Origin of the sequence: Pectinatus haikarae, from assembly GCF_050916305.1 — a bacterium.
In the GTDB taxonomy this organism is placed as follows: Bacteria; Bacillota; Negativicutes; order Selenomonadales; family Selenomonadaceae; genus Pectinatus; species Pectinatus haikarae.
Genome location: NZ_CP116940.1, coordinates 1,652,402 through 1,676,911, shown reverse-complemented (window position 1 = coordinate 1,676,911; position 24,510 = coordinate 1,652,402). Strand labels below are relative to the sequence as shown.

Here is a 24,510-nt window from a genome sequence, read left to right as displayed (position 1 = left end):
GACTTTTTTATGCTTTTGCATCTGAATTATCGGCGGATATCAGTCCGCATAAAAAAGAGGCATTACTTTATAACCATAGGATTGCGGATATTATTTTCGACAATAATATAAACATGGTACAGTGTCTTTGCCTGAAGTGGTTAACAGATCACTGTCAAGTAATATTTTAATACTTGTAAATTGCAATTGAAAGATAATGTATTTCTTTAATATTACACAGAAATACAAACAAAAAAAGAAAGGGGGATGAAAATTATAATTGAGATAATTTTAGCAGCTGTTATTGCCATTATTCTTGGTTTTGCTGCTGGTTATGTCATGCGCAAGAAAAAAGCTGAGGAAACCATCGGTTCTGCAGAAGTTGAAGCTAAACGTATTATTGACTCCGCGCAAAAAGATATTGAAACCAGAAAAAAGGAATCGATTATCGAAGCCAAAGAGGAAACACATCGTTTACGGCAGGAACTGGAACGCGAAACACGGGAAAGACGCAGTGAACTTCAAAGACAGGAACGCCGTCTAATGCAGAAAGAGGAAAATCTCGACCGTAAGATAGAAGGCTTGGAAAAGAAAGAATCTGTTCTTTCCCGTAAGGAAAACGAAATCGATAAAACGCGTGAATCAGTCAATACGATGCATGAAAGGCAATTGGCTGAACTGGAACGCATATCCGGGCTCACCTTAGAGGAAGCCAAGACTATTCTGCTGGCAGATGCCGAAACAGCCATAAAACATGACAAAGCATTAATGATAAAAGAATATGAACAGCAGGCCAAGGATACTGGCGAAAAGAAAGCTCAAAATATAATTGCCCAGGCCATTCAGCGCTGCGCCGCAGATCAGGTAACAGAAACCACGGTTTCTGTTGTAGCTCTTCCCAACGACGAAATGAAGGGCCGTATCATCGGCCGTGAGGGAAGAAATATACGCGCACTGGAAACACTTACAGGTATAGATCTCATTATCGACGACACACCGGAAGCGGTTATTCTGTCTGGCTTTGACCCTGTCAGAAGAGAGATAGCCCGCATTGCACTTGAGAAATTGATAACCGATGGTCGTATTCATCCGGCTCGCATTGAAGAAATGGTAGAAAAATCCAAGAAGGAAGTTGAACAGCGTATCAAAGAGGCCGGTGAACAAGCTTCCTTTGACAGTGGTGTGCACGGCCTTCATCCTGAACTTGTGCGCTTGCTCGGAAGATTAAAATACCGGACGAGCTACGGTCAGAATGTTCTAAACCATTCTATTGAAGTTGCGCATCTGGCAGGAGTCATGGCAGCTGAGCTTGGAGTGGATGTTCCCTTCGCCAAAAGGGCAGCCATCCTGCATGATATAGGCAAGGCTGTCGATCATGAAGTTGAAGGATCTCATGTGACCATAGGTGCTGATCTGGCGCGCAAATACCGTGAATCGGCAAATATAGTAAATGCAATAGCCGCACATCATGGCGATGAAGAGCCCCGCACTGTAGAAGCTGTTCTTGTTGCGGCTGCCGATGCAATTTCAGCAGCACGTCCGGGAGCACGCCGCGAAAGTTTGGAATCATATCTTAAGAGACTTACACGTCTGGAAGAGATCGCCGAATCATTCGAAGGCGTTGATCGTTCATTTGCTATTCAGGCAGGCCGCGAAATAAGAATTATGGTCAAACCTGATAAAATAGATGATATCACTTCTGTGGGTCTTGCTCACGACATAGTCAAAAAAGTCGAAGGAGAACTTGAATACCCTGGTCAAATCAAGGTTACCGTGATTCGTGAAACACGCGTAGTAGATTATGCAAAATAATAATTAAACTGGCAGGCATGTTCCAAATTTTTTTGTTTGGCATGCCTGTTTTTTGATTCTTTTATTGCTTGTATTATACGGCCTTGCTATAATATATATGACTTATAGTCTAAAGGTGGTGGAACAGCATGCAGAGATTGAAACAGGAAAAACCAGTTAATATGGACGGCGTGAACTTATTGGTATCGCTTCTCCTGCGGTATCCTGAAATCGGTACGATAAGTTTTGATCCGGAAACAGATACACTCAAACTTACATTTACTTTGGATAAGGTCGTCCTGTCCGATGAGTTTGAGAAATTCAAAAAACTTCTGGTAAGCAGCATTTCTGCTTATCATTATCTTGAAAAGATAGAAGACGCTGAAATTGCAATAAGTACAGAGGTTCATGAAAACACCCTGTTTTTGCATATTCTGCGTGATATGGATACTGTTTCACAAGATGAAATTAAACTTATAAGCGAGCTTATGAATGAGCATTTCGGTGACGCAGTCATCAAGGACAGCGCCAGTATCAGCGCAGAGGGCGATAATGACAGCATACAGGAAGAACTCATTGACCATATGCTCGGTAATGTAAAACTCAATCATGTTAGTGAACATATCATTGGCTTATGGGAAGAGGGCCGTGTTCTGGTGTTCAATAAATAAATCTCTTATTTTAGGTGAAGCAGGTATTTTTCCGCATGAAAATCAGAAATTGCCGGCGCGGTTCACTGCCCATCTTCCAAATAAATCGTTTTTACTTATTAAGAGGCGGATACGTTTACAATATACTTTGTGAATATATCCGCTTCTTGTATTTGTAATAGAAAAACTGCAGTGCACAATCACTGCACGAAATGGAGATATAAATGAATATATTATTAGTCGGCGATATCTGCGGCCGTACAGGACGCACTGCATTATTAAAATATCTGCCTGCCCTCAAAAAAGAAAAAAGTATTGACGTAGCCATCATAAATGGCGAAAATTCCGCTGCCGGCAGAGGTATAACGAAAAACACGCTGGACGAGCTTTACCGTGCCGGTGCCGATATTATAACTTCGGGCAATCATATATGGGACAAAAAGGAAATAGTAAACTTTATTGATCAGGAACCTTTTCTGATCCGCCCGGCCAATTATCCCGATCCTGCGCCCGGTAAGGGCTTTTGTATCTATCCGCTAAAAGCCAAAAATATAGGAGTGCTCAATCTGTCAGGAAGAGCTTTTATGCCGCCGATGGATTGTCCCTTTCAAAAAGTTGATCAAATATTAAAAAAACTGACCAGAGAATGTGACATAATCATTCTTGATTTCCATGCTGAAACTACCTCTGAAAAAATAGCTATGGGCTGGTATTTGGACGGCAGGGTAACATGTGTTGTCGGCACACATACACACGTTCAGACAGCGGATGAACAGCTGCTGCCCCAGGGGACAGCCTATATAACTGATCTGGGCATGGTCGGACCGCGGGTATCCGTACTCGGCATGGAAAAAGATGCCATAATAGAGCGTTTTAAAACCTGCCGTCCCGTGCGTTTCGAAACAGCCGAAGGTCCAGCTGTTTTCAGTGCGCTCGCCGTGAATATTGATGATAAAACCAATAAAGCTGTACATCTTGAACGTATACTGATCAATGAAGCATATGAATGATCGCTTGCCATTCATTATATGTAACAGATTTTTCTGCTATTCATACTAAAAAATAAGACCTCTGTTCTTTATACTACCAGCTGTGTTTTTTTAAATAAAGGGAATGTATTTTTTTTAGCGAATACTCTACTGTACATATGTAGTTTAGTTATATTATAGGGAGTGTGCTAATGATGGAAGTATTAAAAGTATCAGCTAAATCTAATCCCAATTCTGTTGCCGGAGCATTAGCCGGAGTTTTGCGCGAAACCAAAAGTGCCGAAATGCAGGCCATCGGCGCCGGGGCAATAAACCAGGCAGTAAAAGCCATCGCCATAGCCAGAGGCTTCGTTGCCCCCCACGGTATTGATCTGATCTGCATACCAGCTTTCACTGATATTGAAATAGATGGAGAAGAGCGCACTGCAATAAAACTTATTGTTGAACCGCGCTGAACCATTTTCCGTGCGGCTGAAAACAGCATTTTATTGATAAACAGCTGTTTTTATTATATAATATTTTTAATTGCTGCAGCACAGCTTGAAAATTGCTGTTAAAGCATACAAATTTCCAAAAATGTATTAAGGAGCAGCAAAAGATGGATGTTATCGCTTTAGTGGGCCCGAGCGGCACAGGCAAAAGCCATCGTGCACTAATAGTTGCCCATGAAAATAAGGCAGATGCTATAATAGATGACGGCATTCTGATCAAAGACGGAAAGATAATAGCCGGCCATTCGGCTAAAAGAGAGTCCAGCAAAATAATGGCAGTAAGAAGAGCTATATTTATCCTTCCCGGCCATGCGGAAGAGGTGAGGGCTGCCATCAACAGAGAAAACCCCCGCCGTATTCTCATCTTAGGCACTTCAGAAAATATGGCGCATAAAATCTGCAAAATATTGGCACTGCCTTTTATTTCTAAAATAATTAATATTGAGGACATTGCTACCAGAGCCGAAATGCAAAAAGCACATGTTTGCCGAATGAAAGAAGGCAAGCATATAATACCTGTACCGACTATTGAGCTCAAACCGCACTTTTCAGGGTTTCTTATAGACCCGATGCAGTCTTTTTTCAAAAAATCCCGTACCCGGCGCCGCAGACTGGGCGAAAAATCAATCGTCCGTCCTATCTTCAGCTATTATGGACGTCTTATAATTGACGATTCGGCAATATTGTCCATTGTTTCCCAAATTGCCGCCAATAAACAATCCGTTGACAAATTATTCGGCATTCACATCGATCATATTTTCAAGGATGCGGAAGATCAGGGAATAAGTGTCTCATTCAAAGTTATTTTGCTTTACGGCAAGCATATACCTACCTTATTAAAAGAATTACAGCGAAAAATTAAAACTACTATAGAGTATATGACAGGCATGATTGTACAGAATGTGAATATTACCGTTAAGGCTCTGCGCATTTCTGTATAAGATGCTTAAGTCAGAGAGGATTTTCGTTCAATGACTAAGGACCAAGTTTTTCAGAAAATGATAGAATATTTTCAGGGCGACCCTAAACGGATACAGCATTTTACGAAAGTTTATGCGTATGCCTCTCTGATAGGCAATGCTGAGAAACTTTCCCAAAAACAGCAGTACATTTTGGAAGTAGCCGCTCTGATGCATGATATAGGTATCAAACCGGCAGAGGAAAAATACGGTTCCTGCAACGGAACACTGCAAGAGCAGGAAGGTCCTGCCCCTGCTAAAGAGCTTCTTCAATCTCTGAATGCCGATGAGGATATAATAGAGCGTGTTGTCTATCTTATCGCTCATCACCATACTTATGATAAAATTGATGGCAAAGACTATCAGATACTGGTAGAGGCCGATTTTCTCGTCAACAGCTACGAAGATTCATTGCCGGCAAATGCCATAAAATCAGTTTATAATAAATTATTTTGCACGGAATGCGGCCGCAAAATATGCCGTGACATGTTTGTTTTTTAAAAAATTCTTATTGCACAAAGAGCTGTTCTTCATCAACTGGATTTTCAAGTCCAGCTTATGAAAAACAGCTCTTTCTTATCTGCAATCAGTTTTCTACTTGCTCAGATAATATTTTCTTTCCGCAGATCAATACCCGTTTCACTGCCGCTGACCAAAAAAGTGGCCGTTTTATAATTATCTGCCAAAAGTTCCACCAAATTTTTGTCCAACTTAAAATTTTCCGCCATTTTTTTTATTATACACAATATTTCTCCCTGCGGCAGCCCCGGTCTATAGGGCCTGTCTTCACGAAGAGCGACGAATATATCCGCCACAGCCATTATCCTTGACCCCAGTGTCAACGCCTCAGCCTGAAGATGAAATGGATAACCGGAACCATCAAGACACTCATGATGATAGGCGGCCCATTCTGCTATCTGTTCAAAACCATCGATCTGCCTCAATATCCAGTAAGTGTAATATGTATGCTGATGTATCAGGGCAAATTCAGCATCACTGAGCTTGCCGGGTTTTTCCAGCACCTCATTTGGAATGGAAAGCTTGCCTATATCATGCAGAAGTCCCGCAACCATCATATCCTTAAGTTCATTGTCGCTGAATCCCTTCTTGGCAGCCAAAAATACGGCTATTTTAGCCACACTGCAAGAATGATTGTAGGTAAATTCACTCGTCTGATCGATAATTGCCGCAAAAGTTTCCGCTATATCAATTACATCATTTTCTGTGTAGGTATTAGCCATACCATATGCTTCATTTTTTTTAAAGAAAAAGTCCGCATAGGCTCTATCGGTTATGTTGAGCCAAAAATTTTCCGTGCGGGAAACACTTAGGAAGCATTGCACTACTTCCGGTGAAAATAAGATCCCGTTCCCCTTTTTGATACATTCTGTAATATCCCTAACTTGCAATAGTATATGCTTTTTAGGGTCTATATGCACCTCCACATAATCGGCCAGGCGCAATATTCTTGATTGAAGCGGTACATCAGTTTTTCCGATAGTATCCTGCCAATTTTCATGATGATGCAGTATTATCCCGGCCAGTTCTCCAAAATAATGAGAATTTTTCAGACAGGCATAACCGTCATAGGCATGTAAAGCGTAGCGCTGTCCTATTTTCTTTTCTTCATAATTTTTGCCTGAACGCAGTTTCACGCGCGTATTCCAATTCGGTGCCGCTCCTATATCATGTAAGAGGGATGCCTGCAAAAGAGTCGCACTCATTTTATAAGGAAGTTTCATTTCTTCGGCAATCGCCATTGCAATAATAGCCACACGCCAATGATGAAATGACAGATTTACTGATAAAAGTTCCAGTGCCATGGATAACGCTCTCATAAGATTCAATGAGTTACCATGATATATTTTCATAATATAGCCTCTATCCTGTCGCTCGATATTAAGGAATAACGATCAGTCAAACCGCACGGATAAACTATCTTTCCCCATGTGCCTGTTCAATATGATCAATCATTCCTCCAAAGTCCTTTTTTATGCTTTCGCATCCTGCCTCTCCAGGAGGTCATACAAAAATATTACCATGTATCATAAATAAAAGCCAGACGTATATTGTCCGGCTTTCATAATTTTTCTTTTTGAGTTATTCGGTTTTAAAAAACTCCGTGCTCAGAACAATCCCGTTATTTTCCCGCTGCTGTCTATATCCATATTTTCCGCAGCCGGCTTCTTTGGCAGCCCCGGCATGGTAAGAATATTGCCGGCAAGTGCAACAATAAACCCGGCCCCCGCACAAAGACGCATTTCTCTGACAGTTATCCTAAAACCTTTAGGTCTTCCCAATTTCGTCATATCATCACTGAGGGAATACTGAGTTTTTGCCATACATACAGGAAGATGCGCAAAATTCAGCTTTTCCATTTGAGCAATCATTTTATCTGCAGCTGCCGTATAATCTACACCATCTGCCCCATATATTTTTTCCGCTACAGCATTTATTTTTTCCCTTATCGACATTTCGACAGTATAGGGAAATTGCAGTGAAGATTCTCTATCAGCTGCCCGCATGACCTTCCCCGCTAAATCAACCGCTCCCTTGCTGCCGTCGGTAAATACTGTAGATAAGGAAAATTCCGCGCCGAGTTTCTTACAACTATTTTCCAAAAAAGCAATTTCTTCTTCCGTATCGGTGGGAAATCTATTTATAGCCACCACAGCAGGCAGACCGAACATCTTGATATTTTCAATATGCTTGCATAAATTTTCCATGCCGGCCTCAAGAGCCTTCAGATCAGGTTTTGCAAGCTCCTGCTTGGGCAGCCCGCCATGCATCTTCAATGCTCTGACAGTGGCGACTATCACCACAGCATCCGGCTTCAAACCTGCCGCACGGCATTTTATATCAATAAATTTTTCTGCTCCCAGATCAGCACCAAAACCTGCTTCCGTTACTACATAATCAGCCAGTTTCAGTGCATACTTTGTCGCCAGTACACTGTTGCAGCCGTGCGCTATATTGGCAAACGGCCCGCCATGAATAAATGCCGGTGTTTTTTCCAGAGACTGGACAAGATTTGGCTTGATGGCATCTTTCAGGAGCAATGCCAGCGCACCGGTGACCTTAAGATCATCCGCACGGACAGGCTCGCCTGCATGATTATATGCAACGACGATGCTGCCTATACGTTTTTTCACATCCTGCAGATCATCAGCCAGACATAAAATAGCCATCAATTCAGAGGCTACCGTAATATCAAAACCGGTTTCTCTCGGCACACCATGAGCCTTGCCGCCCAAACCACAAATAATATTTCTCAGGGCTCGGTCGTTCAGATCGACCACGCGCCGCCAGGTTATGGTCCTTACATCTATATCCAGCGCATTTCCCTGCTGAAGATGATTATCAAGAACAGCCGCCAAAAGATTATGCGCTGAGGTCAGTGCATGAAAATCGCCCGTAAAATGCAGATTGATATCTTCCATAGGAACTACCTGCGCATAACCGCCTCCCGCAGCACCGCCCTTTATTCCAAAGCACGGTCCAAGCGAAGGCTCCCGCAGTGACATCGCTGTTTTTTTCCCTAAAGAATGCAGTGCATCGCCAAGTCCTATACTGGTGGTTGTCTTTCCTTCTCCCGCCGGAGTCGGATTGATGGCTGTCACCAATATAAGTTTGCCGTTCTTCTTATTTTTTATTTTTTTCCATGTATTTATAGAGATTTTCGCCTTATATTTCCCGTACAGCTCAAGATCATCTTCATCCAGATCAAGCTGAGCGGCAATATTCTTTATATTGTCCATTTTTGTTTCCTGAGCAATTTCTACATCAGTTTTCACCAGCTGTCTACCTCCCGTTTATTACTGCTGCCTTTACCGTCATTCAAGGCAAAAGCTGCATTTTTGCTGCTTCTACAGTGTTATGCATGAGCATAGCTATAGTTAAAAGCCCCACGCCTCCCGGAACAGGCGTTATAAAACCGGCCTTTTCCTTCACATTATCGAAATCGACATCGCCCGTTATTTTTTTCGGCGCAATGCGGTTTATTCCGACATCAATAACTACCGCGCCTGATTTTACCATATCCGCAGTGACAAAATTCGGCCGGCCCACAGCTGCTACCAATATATCAGCCTCAGCAGCTATTTTTGCCAAATCAGCCGTATGTGAATGGCAAACCGTAACTGTTGCGTTCCTTGCCAAAAGCAGATTTGCCATCGGTTTGCCGACAATATTGCTTCTACCGATAATCACTGCCTTTTTCCCTTCTATGGGAATATCAGCCAATTCCATCATTTTGATACAGCCAAGCGGTGTACACGGAACCATGCATTTCTCACCGATGGATAAACGTCCGGCATTTATCGGATGAAAACCGTCCACATCCTTTACAGGAGAAATCTTATAAAGAAATTCATTTTCATATTTTTGCAAGCCTTTTGGCAAGGGCAGCTGCAATAAAATACCATGAATACCTTTGTCATTGTTCAACTTTTCTATATTATCTATAAGCTCCTGCCGTCCTGTATTTTCGGCAAGCGCTACTATCTGCGAATTTATCCCCATCTCTTCGCACGTTTTGTGCTTATTTCTCACATAAACTTGTGATGCCGGATTACCTCCGACTATTATTACAGCCAAGCCGGGAGCTATACCCGTTTTTTCGGACAGTTCAATTATCTTCGCTCTGGCTTCGCTCTTAAGTTTTTCGGCATATAACTTGCCCCATAAAATAGTGGCGGACATTGATTACCTCCATAAGCTGATTAAATTTATCAATAATGTAATATTGTCTGGCTTTTTCCGGTATAATTATAATCTTTCATATGTCTTAACCCGCCAGTATGCTGATTGCCGTAAAAATAAAAATGACAATAGAAACTATACCATTGCGCATAAAATAGACCTGTGTAAGACGGCTGTAATCAGCAGAAGAAACTATCGAATGCTGATAAAAAAGTGTCAGAACCGCCATTATAATGCCTATATAATAGATAAAGGAGAGCTTATACAGCACACCGACCAGAATGAAACAGCCTACACTGGCGGCATGTACAAAAGAAATTATAGAAAACACTCTGCGGGCAGTGAACCTCGTTGCCAATGAATACAGTCCATGCGCTTTATCAAAAGCTTCGTCCTGACTGCCATAGATGGCATCAAATCCGCCTATCCAAAGACAAACACCCAGCCCGAGGAAAATAACGGGCAGCGACAAGGTATTTGTTATAGCTATGTAGCTGCCGATAGGAGCCATTGCCAGCGCCCCGCCCAGCACAAAGTGGCACAGGAACGTAAATCTTTTCGTATAAGGATATAACAGCAAAACTATGACAGCAGGCGGTGCCAGATATATGCATATCGGAGCCAGCTGCAGTGCGGCAAACAAAAAAACCGCCATGCTTGCAAATAAAAGCAGCACAGCCTCCCGCGGTTTCACCTCACCTGTAACCATAGGTCTTTTTGCCAGGCGCGGCTGCAGACGATCATATTTCAAATCAATCATATTATCAAGAACCATGGCGCAGCTTCTGGCCCCTACCATCGCAAGCGTTATAAAAATAAAATCATGCAGCGACGGAAGGCCGCCGGCTGCCAGAAAAGCCCCCATATAAGCAAACGGCAGCGCAAAGATAGTATGATGAAGCGCGATATTATTAATATGGGCGGATATTTTACTCAAGACCAAGATCCTTCCATTTTTGATCTACCGCATTTTTGACTTCGTCCGACATAGTTATTTCATCCGGCCACTCACGCGTATGCCCTTCCTCAGGCCATGTCTTCGTGGCATCGATACCTATTTTTGTCCCCCACTTCGGCATAGGCGAAGAATGATCGAGCACGTCCAACGGTCCTTCCACCATCACGATATCCTGTTTGGCGTCAATATTATTATACACGCGCCACCAGACTTCCTTGGCGTCCTGCACATTGACATGTTCATCTACAACGATGATCATTTTTGTGAACATCGCCTGCCCCATACCCCAGATAGCCTGCATTACCTTTTTTGCCTGCTGCGGATAAGTTTTTTTGATGGATATCATCATGCAATTGTGAAACACACCTTCCAGCGGGCAATTGATATCAACTATTTCAGGCATCATCTGCTGCATAAGAGGCAGGAATATACGTTCTGTAGCTTTGGCTATATAACAATCCTCCATAGGCGGCTTGCCCACTATAGTGGCGGCATAAACAGGATCTTTGCGGTGAGTGATGCACGTTATATGAAATACGGGATAATCATCTGCCAGCGAATAATAACCGGTATGGTCACCGAAAGGCCCTTCACGGCGGAACTCATCGATATTGACATAACCTTCCAGAACAATTTCGCTTGAAGCGGGAACTTCAACGTCAACAGTTTCACATTTTACCATTTCCACGGATTTTTTGCGCAGAAAACCGGCGAAAACCATTTCATCCACATCACGCGGCAAAGGTGCTGTGGCCGCATAGGTGAGTACCGGATCAGTGCCTATGGCCACTGCCGCTTCCAATTTATTATGTCCCAAGCGCTTATATTCACGAAAATTTTCGGCCCCGTTCTTGTGAATATGCCAGTGCATCCCCGTGGTATTGCCGTCGTACTTCTGCAGGCGATACATGCCCACATTTCTTTTACCCGTTACGGGATTTTTCGTAAAAACAAGCGGCAGCGTTATGAAAGGTCCGCCGTCCTGCGGCCAGCAGGTCAGTATAGGAAACTTGTCAAGTGAAGGACTGTCCTTGATGATAATTTCCTTGCAGGGAGCCTTCTTTACATATTTGGGGAAATTTATCGCTCTCCTCGCCATAGGAATAATATGTATAAGATCCATCTTCCTCTGCAGCGATATATAGGGCAGCTTCAATATTTCACGAAGCTCATCGGGAACCTCCTCAAGTTTTTCGACGCCGAGAGCTATAGCCATGCGTTCCATGGAGCCAAAAGCATTTATAAGTACAGGTATATCATACCCCTTTACATTTTCAAAAAGCAAAGCGACATTTTTACTGCCCTCCATCTTGCATACACGATCTGTTATCTCTGTTATTTCCAGATAACAATCAACAGGAGTCTGTATTCTTTTTAACAAATTCCGTTTTTCAAGTTCGGCGATGAATTCTCGTAAATCAGCAAAAGCCATTATATAACCTCTCTTCACAATATGCATAAAGAATAACCAAATGCTTCGATTATTTTCTCAGAACAAACCGTACTATCAAGTAGCTTGAAAAATATAAAACGATCATCGGCAGCGCTATGGTGCACTGCGTAAAAATATCCGGAGTCGGAGAAATGACCGCGGCGATTACGAATGCCAGAAAAACAACAAGCCGCCATTTTCGCACAAGAAATTTTGAAGTGACAAAACCTATCTTAGCCAGAATTACAATAACAAGCGGCAACTCAAAAACCGCACCAAAGGGGAGCACGAAGGAAATAACAAAATCGAAATATTTACCGACAGAAAAAAGGGGCATCAGACTGTCCGTGCCGAAGCCGATGAAAAATTTCACAGCAGCCGGCAGGACCAGAAAAAAGGAAAAAACCAGACCGCCGAAAAAAAGAAAAAAAGATGAAGGTACCACGATCAGCAGTACCTTACGCTCTCTTATTGTCAGTGCCGGCAGAACAAAACACCATATCTGATAGAGCACTATCGGCAGAACCAGCAGAAATCCGGAAAAAACAGCCACCTTTATATACGTGAAAAAAGCCTCCGTAGGCTGCATATAATAAAGCTTTCCGGCTGGAAGGACCAGATAATGCATAATATCCTCAATGAAATAATAACATATGCCGCTGCCTATGCATACAGCAATAAGGCTCCTGATGATCCGCTTGCGCAGCTCTTCAAGGTGCTCTATCAAAGACATATTGCCCGCCGGTTTTTCTTCATCTGCCTGTACGGGCAGAGACTGATCGACGGCAGATAATTCAGCAGGAGTTTTTTCTTGCATAATATCGCTCACTTTTTCTGCTCTTCTTTTACATCTATTATTTTCTGTTCTTCATTGCCGTTTATCTCTTTACCGCCCGCAGCCTTCTGATCTTCCTCTGACGCGTTTTTAAATTCCCGCAGACTTTTTCCTATAGCCTTACCAAGCTCCGGCAGCTTTCCGGGTCCAAAAAAAACGAGCCCGATAACAAGGATCAGCAGCAGTTCCGGTACACCTATATCAAACATCTTTCTCCTCCTGTATTCATCAATATTTTACGATAAAAGAACCGCCTCAGCAGCACACTTTGATTTTGCAGACAGCTTTCTATATCAAAAAGCGTCTTCAACCAGCAAAGACGCTTTTTAGTTATTTATCCGCTATTTTTGTTTCCTCTGTTTTTACCTCAGCAGCCTGTACGTTTTGCGCGGCAGCTGCTGCCGGTTCAGCCTTAGCAGCAGGAGGAGTCTGCTGAACTGTGGTAGTATCGCTTATCCCCGCAGTAGCCTTCTTCAGCTCATTGATGCTTTTGCCGACCGCACGACCTACCTCCGGCAGTTTGCCGGGACCAAATAAAACCAAACCGATAATCAAGATCACGATAAGTTCCGGAACACCAATACCAAACATCTTCATCGCTCCTTTTGACAAATAATGATACGAACCATATTCCCCGACGAAAGACCCAGTCCGGTACCCATGCAGGAAACAGCACAGGCAGCCACATCAGTAAAATTATAAATATAATTTATAACTTATACAATAATTATAAATTCAGTTGTATTATATCACAGTTAATTTTAAAAATCACGCTTACCGACAAAATCCGCCACATCAATAAAAGATTTCTTTATTGACGGCGGCAGCCCGTCCGGCAGCGCCTGTCTGGCCCTGTCAAGATAATCATAAACTTTTTCCCGCGCATAATCAAGCCCGCTGCTGTTTTTTGTTATTTCCACAGCTCTTTTCACCATTTCTGCATCAAGCTCTTTATCAGTTATTATACTGACCAATTCCTCACGGTCGGGACCGGTATGTACAGCCCTGATAACAGGCAGCGTTATGATTCCCTGCAAAATATCATTGCCCGCAGGCTTTCCTATTTTTTTATCACTTGAAGTAAGATCAAGGATATCGTCTGTGATCTGAAAAGCCATCCCCAGACACAGTCCGTATGTATGCAGTTTATCCGTATCATCTTTGGACAGACCTGCAACCACTCCGCCGATTTCACAGCTCGCCGCTATAAAATCGGCTGTTTTCTTTGAAATAGCCTCATAATATTCCTCTTCCGAACGCAGTTTATAATGCTTTTCGTTCTGATGTATTTCTCCTTCACTGAGCCCGCAGATAACATCTGCCAGCCGCAGCAGCACACGTTTGTCATAATCCTTATTGGCTATCAGACCAAAAGCTCTGGCAAAAAGAAAGTCACCGCTCAATATAGAAATATTATTTCCCCATTTTGCGTTGGCGGTAATTGCGCCCCGTCTTGTTGACGCATTGTCAAGAACATCGTCATGCACAAGAGAAGCCATATGAATAAGTTCAATAGTAATAGCCAGCGGAAGAACATAATTTATATCATACTGGCTGCGGCTGTGCGCCGCCAAAAAATAAAGTGCGGGCCTAAGTCTTTTGCCCCCGGCTTTAACAAGGTGTCTGCCTATTTCGGTTATCAAAGCGGCATCTGAATATACCTGGCAGGAAAGACCCTTTTCAAGAGCATTCAAATCGTTTTTTATCACATAAAGCATTTTGTTTATCAGCAAATAAATCACCTACAAGTAAATTCATAACTAATTAAGTTTACTACAAAATACGCCCTTTAGTAAACCGCATATATGAAAAAAAGCTGTAAAAAATCCTATCTTCGTTTGCCAAGAGAGATATTTTGCTTGTCAATAGAGATATTTCATGCTATTTTAGTACTTGTTTAAGAAAGCAATGATTAATGAACACGCTGATTTTTTTCTGCCGACATAAAAATACTCACAGTTCTCATTTTACTTCGACGCAGGCAGATGCAAAAATTTTGCCGTGAATGATACAAAAGCAGTTGCTCTTTTGCAGAAGGAGTTTTCTGCATACGAAAAAGGCGGATTATTATGATGAAAATTTGTTCCTGTCAATTTGAAGTGGAGGCCGGACAACCGGCTAAAAATCTGGAAAAAATACTATCCTTTATAAAGGAAGCAAAAAAAAATAATGCCGATATAATAATTTTTCCGGAAATGGCAGTTCCCGGCTATTTTATAGGAGATACATGGGATTCCTCTTCTTTTTTGCGTGACTGCGAATATTGCGGTCAAAAAATTATTGCTGCTGCTGACGGAATTGCCATCATCTTCGGCAATGTAGCCGTGGACTGGCATAAAAGGAACCGTGACGGCCGCCAGCGCAAATACAATGCCCTCTTCGTCGCGCAGAACAAACAGCTTTTATCTGCGGAAAATTCCGTTTATCCTTTTGCGATAAAAACCCTCCACCCCAATTACAGAGAATTCGACGATTCCCGCTATTTTTACAGCACGGCTATGCTGGCAACAGAACTGAAAAAAGATGTGCGTGAACTCATCAAACCATTCACCTTGTTTATAAAAGGAAAGCCTCTTGTCATCGGCTGTATTTTATGCGAAGACGGATGGAACGACGATTATCCCATCTCACCGATAGATATACTTTGTGCCGATAAAAAAACCGACATTATTTTCAATATATCGGCGTCACCCTACACTTTAGGCAAAAATCATAAACGTCACCGCGTATTTTCCCGTCACGCTCAAATGAACAATGTACCTCTCGTCTACGTCAACAAGGTGGGCATTCAAAATAACGGCAAAACAATATATACTTTCGACGGATCAAGCACAGTTTATGCCGCTGACGGCTCTATAGCCGATTACGCCATGCCCTACCAGGAAACAGCCCGTTACATTGAATTTCCGTTAAAGAAAGAGGTCGCCCAGAATCTCGCCAGTGATATAGAAAAAGATGATATTGCCTGCATATATAAAGCTCTGACTTATGGCATCGGCAAATTTCTGCAGAAAATACATATGAAAAAAGTTGTTATCGGCATTTCCGGCGGCATTGATTCAGCTGTCGCAGCAGCTCTGTACAGCAGGATCATCAGCCCTGAAAACATCCTGCTCGTCAATATGCCCAGTGTCTATAATTCCTCCACCACCAAAGATCTCGCCCGCGAACTTGCAGAAAATCTTGGCTGCGCCTATGCCGTCGTACCTATTCAGGAATCAGTCGATTATACGATCAGACAATTCACCGAAACAAAAATACATCATGCTTCATCTGATATACCGGAGCAGCTAAAAATCACTTCCTTCACTGCCGAAAATATTCAGGCGCGCGACCGTTCAGCCAGGGTGCTCGCAGGTCTTGCCGCGGCCATAGGCGCAGGCTTCACCTGCAATGCCAACAAGGCTGAGACTTCCGTTGGCTATTCTACATTATACGGTGACCAGTCCGGCTTTCTGGCGGCTCTGGCCGATTTATGGAAATACCAGATTTACGGACTGGCACTTTATCTCAACAAGGAAATTTACAAAAAGGACGTCATACCCCAGGCCGTAATCGATATTGTTCCCAGCGCCGAGCTATCAGCCGATCAAAACGTCGACGAAGGCAGGGGAGACCCCATCAAATATCCTTATCATGATTATCTGTTCCGTTCATTTGTTGAACGCTGGGATAAAGCGACCCCCGAAGATATCCTCTTATGGTATGAAAATGGTTCACTGGAAGAAAAGCTGGGCTGCAGACCCGGACTGGTAAAAGAATATTTTACCGATCCGACTGATTTTATCAATGACCTGGAGCACTGGTGGAATTTATTTTCCGGCATGGCCGTCGCAAAGAGGATTCAGGCTCCCCCCATACTGGCAGTCAGCCGCAGAGCATATGGCTTTGACCAGCGGGAAGCCCAAAATACGCCTTATTATACCAGACGTTACAGAGAAGTCAGACAACATTTTATCGGCAAATAATTTTGGCATTGGAACATGTTTTCTGGTATACTATATAGTTAAGAAAATAAGTTTGCAAGGATGAATTATGAGAATAATAACCGGCAGCGCGCGCGGTGCCCGACTCAGAACTCCTCAGGGAAACAGCACACGGCCTACAGCAGACAGGATTAAGGAATCTTTATTCAACATCCTGGGCGCGAAAATACAGGGCGCTGTTGTTTTGGATGCTTTTGCGGGCAGCGGTGCCCTGGGACTTGAATCGCTCAGCCGAGGCGCTGAAAGTGCGGTTTTCATTGATAAAAATACGGATAGTATAAATGTTATCCGGGCAAATGCCCTGCACACTCATCTTGAAAACAAAGCGGATATACGCCGCGGTGATGCTTTCACATTGCTCAAAAGCCTTGGCAGGGAAGCGATCCTTTTTGATGTGATTTTTTGCGATCCTCCTTATCATCTGGGTCTTTGCCAAAAGCTTCTGAACGCAGTTGACAGCTCTATATTGAAAAACGGCGGCCTTTTTATTGCCGAAACCGGTGCCGATGAAACACCGGACACAGATCATACTGATTTTGTGCTGCTGCGCAGCCGTGCATACGGTGCGACAACAAAAATAAATATTTACCAATATATGACGGCAGAGGCTATGCCGGAGGGGGAGATATTTTGACAATCGCTTTATGTCCCGGCAGCTTCGATCCTGTGACTAACGGACATATAAACATTTTTGAACGTGCGTCCGGAATCTTTGATCAGGTCATTGTCGCCGTATTCAACAATATTAAAAAACAATCTTTTTTATCCATACAGGAACGTTTGGAACTTTTGCGCGTTTCGACCGCTCATATAGAAAATATAACTATTGACGCTTTTGACGGTCTTTTAGCCGACTATGCCACCGCTAAAAATGCCGGTATTGTGGTCCGGGGGCTGCGCGACCAAAACGACTTTTTTTATGAAACGTCACAAATGCTGATGCTCAAGCGAATGGCTCCGCAAGTTGAATCTGTTTATCTGATGAGCGAACATCGGTACTCATATGTGAGCTCCTCAGCTATACGTGAGCTTGTAGCTTTTCACGGTGATATCCGGGGACTTGTTCCTGACTGCGTGGCCGATGCTGTAAAAGCAAAATTTATTTAATCAGCATCCCCTTGATTTATAAATGGAGACTTAATTCAGACGGTGTCTTGACGCCGCTTGAACAGTAGTCAAAATTATCCAGGGACTCAGCCGCTCTTTACTCACTGCTTGAAGAAGCGGGAGTATTAGCGCGGGTTAGTCATCGGATAAAACTATTAGTGGAGGTACGATTTTTAAATGGCTATTAATGAACTACTTGACGAATTGGAAAACTTGGTAGTCGATGCCCGCCGTCTTGTTTTCACCAACAAGTGCATTATTGAAGAAGACGACCTGATGCGTCTTATCGACGGACTGCGCAAGGAATTACCGCAGACTATAAAAAGTGCGGAAGATGTTATAAATACAAAACAGACTATTCTTGATGACGCAAGAAGTGAGGCAGCAAGGCTTGTTGAACAGGCAAAGGAATATGGCACAAAGATGACTGCCGAAAGTGAAATTGTCGGTCAGGCACGTATGCAGGCCAAGGAAATAATGGATAAAACTCTTGACCACTCCAATGATTTGAAAAACGATTCCATAAATTATGCCAATCAGGTATTTGATCATCTCATTGGCAGTCTTGATGATATTTTGCAGGTAGTGCATCAGGCTAAGGGCGGTCTTAATGAAGGAACCCCTGCCGCTGCCCCGTCTTCTGCAACAGCGGCAAAGCAGGACAAAAAATGACATTCGCTATTACATTTTTCTGCTGCGATACTCTGCTGGCATGACTTTTAGCTCAGACAATAAATATATGTTTATAATATACCATAGTTTCCGATTTTATTTTTTTAGTCGGCTGCTATGGTATACTTTTCTGCCGCGATAATAGTTTTGTATATGCCGGCAGCCAGAATGCGGCTACTCGATTTATTTAGACAGATATATTTGAGAGATAGGAAGAGAATATAAAAATGATTAAACTTTCACCGGCTGTTTTACAGGCCGTCAATAAACCAGCCCGTTATACAGGCGGCGAAGTAAATGCCGTTCACAAAGACCGCAGTAAAATTGCCTGCAGTTTTGCCCTGTCCATGCCTGATGTTTATGAAGTGGGTATGTCCAACCTCGGTCTTAAAATTCTTTATGAAATATTGAATAAGCGTGATGATATCGCTGCGGAAAGAGTATATACCCCCTGGCCTGATATGGAAGCAAAGATGAGAGAAAACAACATTCCTCTTTATGCGCTCGAATCCTTTACCGAACTGGCAAAGTTTGATTTTATCGGTTTTTCGCTTCAATACGAACTCATTTACACCAATATACTTAATATGCTTGATCTGGCGGGTATACCGCTGTTATCTGAAGAACGCACGAACGACATGCCTTTTATCATCGGCGGCGGTCCTTGTGTATATAACGTAGAACCGATCGCCGATTTTTTTGATTTTTTTATTATCGGCGAGGGTGAAGAAATAATCATTGAGGTAGCTGACGCTTATATAAAATGGTGCTCGCAGACAACGACACATGACAGAAAAGAATTTTTACAATGTGCCGCCGCTATCAACGGTATATATGTGCCGTCATTTTACCGCGAAGAATATGATGAGAACGGACTTTTCAAAGATCTGACGCCCATTTATGATAATATCCCCGCAACGATAAATAAACGTGTAGTCAAGGATATGGATACTATTCCCTCAATAGAAAAACCGATAGTGCCTTATATAAATATCGTACATGACAGACTTATGCTGGAACTGTTTCGCGGCTGCAGCCGCGGCTGCCGTTTCTGCCAGGCCGGCATTGCCTACCGCCCCGTACGCGAACGCAGGAAAGAAACCTTACGCCTCTTGGCAAAAAAGATGATCGACAGCACCGGTTATGATGAAATGTCTCTTACCTCTTTGAGTTCTGCCGACTACTCATGTCTTCCTGCGCTTATAGACGAACTGGGGACAGACCATACCGATGAAAAAATGAGTTTTTCCCTTCCTTCACTGCGTATAGACAGCTTTTCCATTGATATTGCCCGCAAGCTTCAGACTGCACGAAAGAGCGGTCTTACCTTCGCCCCTGAAGCCGGCACGCAGCGGCTGCGCGATGTCATAAATAAAGGAGTAACCGAAGCAGATCTGCTGAAAGCTTGTTCCGCCGCTTTCAGTCATGGCTGGAAAACCGTGAAACTCTATTTTATGATCGGACTGCCCACAGAAACGGATGAAGACATAAAGGGTATTGCTTCACTTGCTGAAAAAGTGGTCGCACTTTATAAGGAGATAAAAGGCAGACGTGATATCAAAGTAACCGTCAGTGTATCCTGTTTTGTTCCTAAACCGTTCACTCCGTTCCAATGGTTTGGTCAAAACTCAAAGGCAGAGTTTGAACGCAAGCAGCAGCTGCTTAAGACACATATCAAGGACCGTGCCATCCAATTCAACTATCACGATTCTTCAACCAGCATTTTGGAAGGCATTATTTCCCGCGGCGACAGACGTCTGTCAAAAGTTATTTACAGAGCCTATAAAAAGGGCGCCAAATTTGACGGCTGGAGCGAAATGTTCAACTTTTCCATATGGCAGGAAGCATTTGCCGATGAGGGTATAGATACTGCTGTTTACAATCTGCGCACCCGCGATTTCAATGAAAAACTGCCATGGGAACATACCACCCCCGGCGTAAGCAAACAATTTCTTTTAAATGAATGGAAAAAAGCACTGAGTCAGGAACTTACCTCTGACTGCCGCCGCTCTTCCTGTACAGGCTGCGGTATCTGCCAGGCACTCGATGCCGGAGTAATAGATTGGGAGGAAGGCAAATGAATATATTTCGTATTGAAATAACAAAAGAAGATCCTCTTCGCTACATTTCCCATCTGGATTACGCAAATTTATTGCAGCGCGCTATCCGCAGAGCCGGACTGCCGGCCGCATATTCAGAAGGCTTCAACCCGCATATGAAAGTCTCCTTCGCTTCGGCTCTGGCTGTCGGCGTCACAGCCGACGGAGAATACGCCGATATAGAGCTCACCAAAAACATATGCCAGCCCGATTTTTTTGACCGATTGAAAAATGTCCTGCCCGATGGCATGCAGCTGATCAGCGCAAAGCAAATAGGCGACGGCAGGCACCAATCCATGAACGCACTGGCTGATGCGGCATTCTATGAAATAAAACTTCCTGATATCGCAGACAGCAGTGAACTGCAGATTGCTGTGGATAAGTTCAACACGGCTCCGTCCATCATCTTTATGCGGGAAAAACTGGGTAAGGGCGCAAAAAAAGGACATATCGTAAAAAAAGAAATAAATATAAAAGATTTTCTATTGTCAGAATTGAATTGTGACAACGAAGAAAACACTATAACCGTAACAATAAAAGTATCTCCTCTCGGCAGCATAAAACCGGCGGAAATGATCAGGGCATTGCAGGAAAACTATCTGCCCTCTCTTGACAGCAATTCTGCACTTATCAACAGAAAGACCTTGTCCGCAAACGGCAAAAGTCTTATGGAGTTTTGCCAGACGATATCCTAAAACGGTAAAAATATCCCCCCGCAGATTCTGCGGGGGGATATTTACTAAAAGCTTAAGCGCAATTACATCATATTTCCATTATAATCGGCAATATCATCGGTCTGCGTCTGGTCTGTTCATAAAGAAAGCGTCCGAGTGTCTCACGGACATTTGCCTTCAATGCCGACCATTCCGTAACTTTATTTTCAAGGCATTTATTTATGCCGGCAGCGACCCTATCCTTAGATTCATTCATCAACTCTTCTGATTCGCGTACATATACAAAACCACGCGAAACAATATCGGGTCCTGATACGACACAGGAATTTCCTTTATCCATAGTTAAAACGACAATGATGATGCCGTCCTGGGAAAGCTGTCTGCGGTCACGCAGCACTATATTGCCGACATCGCCGATCCCCAGTCCGTCAATCAATACCTTGCCGGCCTGTACTCTGCCGTTAATAGCACCCTTATCACGCGTAAATTCAAGAATATTGCCATTTTCCGCAATAAATATATGGTCACGGTCCATCCCAACCTCTTCAGCCAGCTGCGCATGCTTCACCAGATGACGGTACTCGCCATGCACAGGAATAAAAAACTTAGGACGAACAAGATTATGCATGAGCTTTAATTCTTCACGGCTGGCATGTCCTGATACATGGATTCCCTGATCCCTGCCATAAATAACATTGGCACCAAGCTTAAGGAGATTGTCGATTGTGCGGCCGACAAGCTTCTCATTGCCCGGAATAGGCGTAGCCGAAAGAACGATCGTATCGCCGGGTACTATTCCGACTTTTCTGTGATCAGACATAGACATGCGTGTAAGCGCCGACATGGGTTCCCCCTGACTGCCGGTGGTAATTATCGCTACCTGATCGGCAGGATAATTATTGATTTCGTCTATGTCAATGATAAGCCCTTCCGGTGCGTTCAAATAACCGAGCTTCAAAGAAATCGTAACGACATTTATCATACTGCGTCCCAAAATGGCCACATGGCGGCGGTATGTCACCGCCGTATCCAGCACCTGCTGAATCCGGTGGACATTAGAAGAGAACGTAGCAATGATAATACGTCCGCGGGCAGTTCGAAAAGTTTTGTCAAACGCCAGCCCGACCGTTTTTTCACTCGGTGTGTGTCCCTCACGTTCGGCATTGGTGCTGTCCGCCATCATGACAAGCACACCGCGATTGCCTAAATCCGAAAAAGCACGGAAATCCGTCATTTTACCATCAACAGGCGTATAGTCGAACTTAAAATCTCCTGTATGAACGATCATCCCGAGCGGCGTGCGTATTGATAAACCGGTCGCATCCGCAATACTGTGATTGACGCGGATAAAGCCGACGCTGAAACAGCCGGCATTGATGATATCACCGGGATTAACCGGATGAAGGTTGCTGGAATCAACATTATTTTCCTTCAAACGGCCTTCCAAAATTCCCAGCGTAAGCCTCGTTCCATAAATAGGCACGCTTAACTGCCGAAGAATGTATGGCAGCGCACCAATATGATCTTCATGTCCGTGAGTCAGAACGATTGCCTTTATGCAATTCTTATTTTCGAGCAGATATGAAATATCGGGAATTACAAGATCTATCCCCGGCATATCCTCATCCGGAAACATAAGTCCTGCATCAATGAGAATTATCTCATCACCATAACGGACCACCGTCATGTTCTTTCCAATCTCTCCCAGTCCCCCTAGGGGAATGATCTGCAATTTCTGCAGTTCCTTTGCCAAAAAATAGCACCTCCAAAAAATATATATATAAATTTTAATTATCTGTGATACGTTTTAAAATATGAAAAACAATGTCCGCACAATAATTATCTACTACATTATATAACTAATCACATAACCTGTAAAGCAGAAGACCAAAGTCATGTCAGCCACCAGGCACATCCATGCATTATCCATCAAATAAATTCCAGAGAGAATTTTTTCCCCGGTGTTATGTATTTCAGCATAAAAAGCTCCTCAGGGATTATTTTGCCGACAACATTTACCTTTTCATCAGCCGGCTGAGGATTTTTTATCAGCTGTACTTCACCTTTATAGCGAAGATAATTATTATTATCCAGTGTCACTGTACCGAAGGAACGCCCCGACGTATTTTCCGCTTCAACAGAAACATCACGAAAAACATCGCGTCCCTCTTGTGCACGTACTGCGTCGCGTGCCTCATCCAACCGGGCAGTGAACACCCCCTGCAGCAAATTTTTTATCTGAGTATTCTGCACTTCTGCCTTGACCTTCAAAATGACTGTATCTTTTTGCAGGAATGCCACGGTCTTTATTTCCTGATCCGACGGACGTCCGTCCCCTATAAATACTGAATCGGCTCCCAGTGCGCAAAGATGACGCGCGGCAAGCTCCAAAGACAGCCTGCGATGTTCTTCCATAGTGGGAAGCCCCTTTCTCAAGGGCAGCCGGGGACCTGCAAAACTCGGCACAAAGGCGCCGACCTTAATACCCTTTTTTTGAAAAAGCTTTGTCTGCTCCTTAAAAAAACCTTCCGACAATCCCGTTCCCGGCCGCGGATAAAAATTGTGCAGCGCATCCATTCTCGAAAAATCAGCACCTTTTTGCTCAAGCTCACTCAAAAAATCCGCCGTAACGGCAGAAGCATTCAGCTGCAGTCCGATACCGCATGTATTGCGGCTCAGCTCGCTGACAACATCACTGTCATACCCGTAATCAAGCCGAAGCCGCCTTATCCCCCTTATGCGGAAAAGCGATAAATTAAGCTTCTTCGCTCCGAGCAGAGCAAGGGCCGCAGGAGAAACATCACTTATGACCTCCATCTCGTTCTGTGCCGCAGCCTTCATAAGCTGATTGAATTGATTCTGAAATTCATTGAAATTTGTCTCTGGTACATGAAAAGAAGTGAATATTCTTTTTACTTTATTTTCGGCTGCAACATTCAAAAGCCGCAGATTTTCTTCAAAAGTATTCTCCAGTCCGGGGTAAAGTGAAATACCGTTATCCATATAATTTCCTTTCTCATTGGCTCTGAATTAATTTAGCAGATCTGCCTTATCCAAAAATATCTCTTTAAAATGCTTGCAATGGAGTTCACTCCAGGTGGTATTATAGATTCAATTAAAGTTTGCGGGAAACAACTGATAAATATACCATCGGTGACATTCTTCATAATCCGGTATATTTGAGTAA

The 24,510-nt window shown here is 43.4% G+C and carries 21 protein-coding genes and 1 pseudogene; 11 read left to right on the top strand and 11 right to left on the bottom strand.

Features of this window, described 5'->3' with window-relative positions:
* Positions 1-246 precede the first annotated feature (246 nt).
* The 6 genes from rny to NXG61_RS08185 all read left to right on the top strand — a co-directional run bounded on the left by rny (position 247) and on the right by NXG61_RS08185 (position 5,360).
* Complete coding sequence (rny, locus tag NXG61_RS08210) at positions 247-1,791, top strand: ribonuclease Y (RefSeq protein ID WP_196603758.1); 1,545 nt, start codon at positions 247-249, stop codon at positions 1,789-1,791.
* 128 nt (positions 1,792-1,919) lie between these two features.
* Positions 1,920-2,441 carry a hypothetical protein gene (locus tag NXG61_RS08205; RefSeq protein WP_196603757.1) on the top strand — a complete coding sequence of 174 codons (522 nt, stop codon included), beginning with the start codon at positions 1,920-1,922 and terminating at the stop codon, positions 2,439-2,441.
* A 203-nt stretch (positions 2,442-2,644) separates the two neighbouring features.
* On the top strand, positions 2,645-3,430 hold the full coding sequence (locus NXG61_RS08200) for a TIGR00282 family metallophosphoesterase (RefSeq protein ID WP_196603756.1): 786 nt from the start codon (positions 2,645-2,647) through the stop codon (positions 3,428-3,430).
* 173 nt (positions 3,431-3,603) lie between these two features.
* Positions 3,604-3,864 (top strand): stage V sporulation protein S, encoded by a 261-nt coding sequence (locus NXG61_RS08195; protein ID WP_132551342.1) that lies wholly within the window; start codon positions 3,604-3,606, stop codon positions 3,862-3,864.
* 143 nt (positions 3,865-4,007) lie between these two features.
* Positions 4,008-4,841, top strand: a complete 834-nt coding sequence (locus NXG61_RS08190; RefSeq protein WP_196603755.1) for an Asp23/Gls24 family envelope stress response protein — start codon at positions 4,008-4,010, stop codon at positions 4,839-4,841.
* A gap of 30 nt (positions 4,842-4,871) precedes the next feature.
* On the top strand, positions 4,872-5,360 hold the full coding sequence (locus NXG61_RS08185) for an HD domain-containing protein (protein WP_307222439.1): 489 nt from the start codon (positions 4,872-4,874) through the stop codon (positions 5,358-5,360).
* A 101-nt stretch (positions 5,361-5,461) separates the two neighbouring features.
* Here the strand turns inward: NXG61_RS08185 and NXG61_RS08180 are convergent, their stop codons facing one another.
* From NXG61_RS08180 to NXG61_RS08140, 9 genes are all read right to left on the bottom strand, one after another.
* The gene (locus tag NXG61_RS08180; protein ID WP_196603753.1) at positions 5,462-6,730 is read right to left on the bottom strand and encodes an HD-GYP domain-containing protein; all 1,269 of its coding nucleotides are present in this window, start codon (positions 6,728-6,730) and stop codon (positions 5,462-5,464) included.
* A gap of 255 nt (positions 6,731-6,985) precedes the next feature.
* The gene (locus NXG61_RS08175) at positions 6,986-8,653 is read right to left on the bottom strand and encodes a formate--tetrahydrofolate ligase (RefSeq protein ID WP_307222442.1); all 1,668 of its coding nucleotides are present in this window, start codon (positions 8,651-8,653) and stop codon (positions 6,986-6,988) included.
* A gap of 43 nt (positions 8,654-8,696) precedes the next feature.
* Positions 8,697-9,560 (bottom strand): bifunctional methylenetetrahydrofolate dehydrogenase/methenyltetrahydrofolate cyclohydrolase FolD, encoded by an 864-nt coding sequence (folD, locus tag NXG61_RS08170; RefSeq protein WP_196603751.1) that lies wholly within the window; start codon positions 9,558-9,560, stop codon positions 8,697-8,699.
* Between the two features lie 85 nt (positions 9,561-9,645).
* On the bottom strand, positions 9,646-10,497 hold the full coding sequence (locus NXG61_RS08165; RefSeq protein ID WP_307222444.1) for a 4-hydroxybenzoate octaprenyltransferase: 852 nt from the start codon (positions 10,495-10,497) through the stop codon (positions 9,646-9,648).
* A complete protein-coding gene (locus tag NXG61_RS08160) occupies positions 10,490-11,950 on the bottom strand; it encodes a menaquinone biosynthesis decarboxylase (RefSeq protein WP_196603749.1) in 1,461 nt (486 codons plus the stop codon). The genes NXG61_RS08165 and NXG61_RS08160 overlap by 8 nt, the downstream gene beginning before the upstream one ends.
* 49 nt (positions 11,951-11,999) lie before the next feature.
* A complete protein-coding gene (tatC, locus tag NXG61_RS08155) occupies positions 12,000-12,767 on the bottom strand; it encodes a twin-arginine translocase subunit TatC (protein ID WP_307222446.1) in 768 nt (255 codons plus the stop codon).
* A gap of 8 nt (positions 12,768-12,775) precedes the next feature.
* Positions 12,776-12,994: a twin-arginine translocase TatA/TatE family subunit gene (gene tatA, locus NXG61_RS08150; protein ID WP_196603748.1), complete on the bottom strand. Its 219-nt coding sequence runs from the start codon at positions 12,992-12,994 to the stop codon at positions 12,776-12,778.
* Positions 12,995-13,115: 121 nt separating this feature from the next.
* The gene (tatA, locus tag NXG61_RS08145) at positions 13,116-13,376 is read right to left on the bottom strand and encodes a twin-arginine translocase TatA/TatE family subunit (protein WP_196603747.1); all 261 of its coding nucleotides are present in this window, start codon (positions 13,374-13,376) and stop codon (positions 13,116-13,118) included.
* Positions 13,377-13,546: 170 nt separating this feature from the next.
* Positions 13,547-14,503 carry a polyprenyl synthetase family protein gene (locus tag NXG61_RS08140; protein WP_196603823.1) on the bottom strand — a complete coding sequence of 319 codons (957 nt, stop codon included), beginning with the start codon at positions 14,501-14,503 and terminating at the stop codon, positions 13,547-13,549.
* A 351-nt stretch (positions 14,504-14,854) separates the two neighbouring features.
* On the opposite strand from NXG61_RS08140, the gene nadE reads away from it, so the two are divergent.
* The 5 genes and pseudogenes from nadE (at position 14,855) to NXG61_RS08115 (ending at position 21,344) form a co-directional block, all read left to right on the top strand.
* A complete protein-coding gene (gene nadE, locus NXG61_RS08135) occupies positions 14,855-16,753 on the top strand; it encodes an NAD(+) synthase (RefSeq protein WP_307222450.1) in 1,899 nt (632 codons plus the stop codon).
* A gap of 67 nt (positions 16,754-16,820) precedes the next feature.
* Positions 16,821-17,405 (top strand): 16S rRNA (guanine(966)-N(2))-methyltransferase RsmD, encoded by a 585-nt coding sequence (rsmD, locus tag NXG61_RS08130; protein WP_196603745.1) that lies wholly within the window; start codon positions 16,821-16,823, stop codon positions 17,403-17,405.
* On the top strand, positions 17,402-17,878 hold the full coding sequence (gene coaD, locus NXG61_RS08125; protein WP_196603744.1) for a pantetheine-phosphate adenylyltransferase: 477 nt from the start codon (positions 17,402-17,404) through the stop codon (positions 17,876-17,878). Before rsmD ends, coaD begins: the two co-directional genes overlap by 4 nt.
* 177 nt (positions 17,879-18,055) lie before the next feature.
* Positions 18,056-18,550: an ATPase gene (locus NXG61_RS08120; protein ID WP_196603743.1), complete on the top strand. Its 495-nt coding sequence runs from the start codon at positions 18,056-18,058 to the stop codon at positions 18,548-18,550.
* A gap of 227 nt (positions 18,551-18,777) precedes the next feature.
* Positions 18,778-21,344 (top strand): annotated as a pseudogene (locus tag NXG61_RS08115) (TIGR03960 family B12-binding radical SAM protein).
* A gap of 67 nt (positions 21,345-21,411) precedes the next feature.
* Here the strand turns inward: NXG61_RS08115 and NXG61_RS08110 are convergent.
* Positions 21,412-23,076, bottom strand: coding sequence for a ribonuclease J (locus NXG61_RS08110; protein ID WP_196603742.1), 1,665 nt, complete (start codon positions 23,074-23,076; stop codon positions 21,412-21,414).
* A gap of 176 nt (positions 23,077-23,252) precedes the next feature.
* Complete coding sequence (locus NXG61_RS08105) at positions 23,253-24,326, bottom strand: DUF871 domain-containing protein (protein WP_307222458.1); 1,074 nt, start codon at positions 24,324-24,326, stop codon at positions 23,253-23,255.
* Positions 24,327-24,510: the final 184 nt, after the last annotated feature.

Excerpts from the sequence above, each read along its gene's own strand:
- NXG61_RS08160 (WP_196603749.1), bottom strand. The coding sequence starts at position 11,950 with ATGGCTTTTGCTGATTTACGAGAATTCATCGCCGAACTTGAAAAACGG.
- tatA (WP_196603747.1), bottom strand. The coding sequence starts at position 13,376 with ATGTTTGGTATTGGTGTTCCGGAACTTATCGTGATCTTGATTATCGGT.
- NXG61_RS08195 (WP_132551342.1), top strand. The coding sequence starts at position 3,604 with ATGGAAGTATTAAAAGTATCAGCTAAATCTAATCCCAATTCTGTTGCC.
- nadE (WP_307222450.1), top strand. The coding sequence starts at position 14,855 with ATGATGAAAATTTGTTCCTGTCAATTTGAAGTGGAGGCCGGACAACCG.
- tatC (WP_307222446.1), bottom strand. The coding sequence starts at position 12,767 with ATGCAAGAAAAAACTCCTGCTGAATTATCTGCCGTCGATCAGTCTCTG.
- NXG61_RS08140 (WP_196603823.1), bottom strand. The coding sequence starts at position 14,503 with ATGCTTTATGTGATAAAAAACGATTTGAATGCTCTTGAAAAGGGTCTT.
- NXG61_RS08180 (WP_196603753.1), bottom strand. The coding sequence starts at position 6,730 with ATGAAAATATATCATGGTAACTCATTGAATCTTATGAGAGCGTTATCC.
- NXG61_RS08120 (WP_196603743.1), top strand. The coding sequence starts at position 18,056 with ATGGCTATTAATGAACTACTTGACGAATTGGAAAACTTGGTAGTCGAT.
- rny (WP_196603758.1), top strand. The coding sequence starts at position 247 with ATGAAAATTATAATTGAGATAATTTTAGCAGCTGTTATTGCCATTATT.
- tatA (WP_196603748.1), bottom strand. The coding sequence starts at position 12,994 with ATGTTTGATATAGGTGTACCGGAACTGCTGCTGATCCTTGTTATCGGG.
- NXG61_RS08185 (WP_307222439.1), top strand. The coding sequence starts at position 4,872 with ATGACTAAGGACCAAGTTTTTCAGAAAATGATAGAATATTTTCAGGGC.
- folD (WP_196603751.1), bottom strand. The coding sequence starts at position 9,560 with ATGTCCGCCACTATTTTATGGGGCAAGTTATATGCCGAAAAACTTAAG.
- NXG61_RS08200 (WP_196603756.1), top strand. The coding sequence starts at position 2,645 with ATGAATATATTATTAGTCGGCGATATCTGCGGCCGTACAGGACGCACT.
- rsmD (WP_196603745.1), top strand. The coding sequence starts at position 16,821 with ATGAGAATAATAACCGGCAGCGCGCGCGGTGCCCGACTCAGAACTCCT.
- NXG61_RS08190 (WP_196603755.1), top strand. The coding sequence starts at position 4,008 with ATGGATGTTATCGCTTTAGTGGGCCCGAGCGGCACAGGCAAAAGCCAT.
- NXG61_RS08205 (WP_196603757.1), top strand. The coding sequence starts at position 1,920 with ATGCAGAGATTGAAACAGGAAAAACCAGTTAATATGGACGGCGTGAAC.
- NXG61_RS08105 (WP_307222458.1), bottom strand. The coding sequence starts at position 24,326 with ATGGATAACGGTATTTCACTTTACCCCGGACTGGAGAATACTTTTGAA.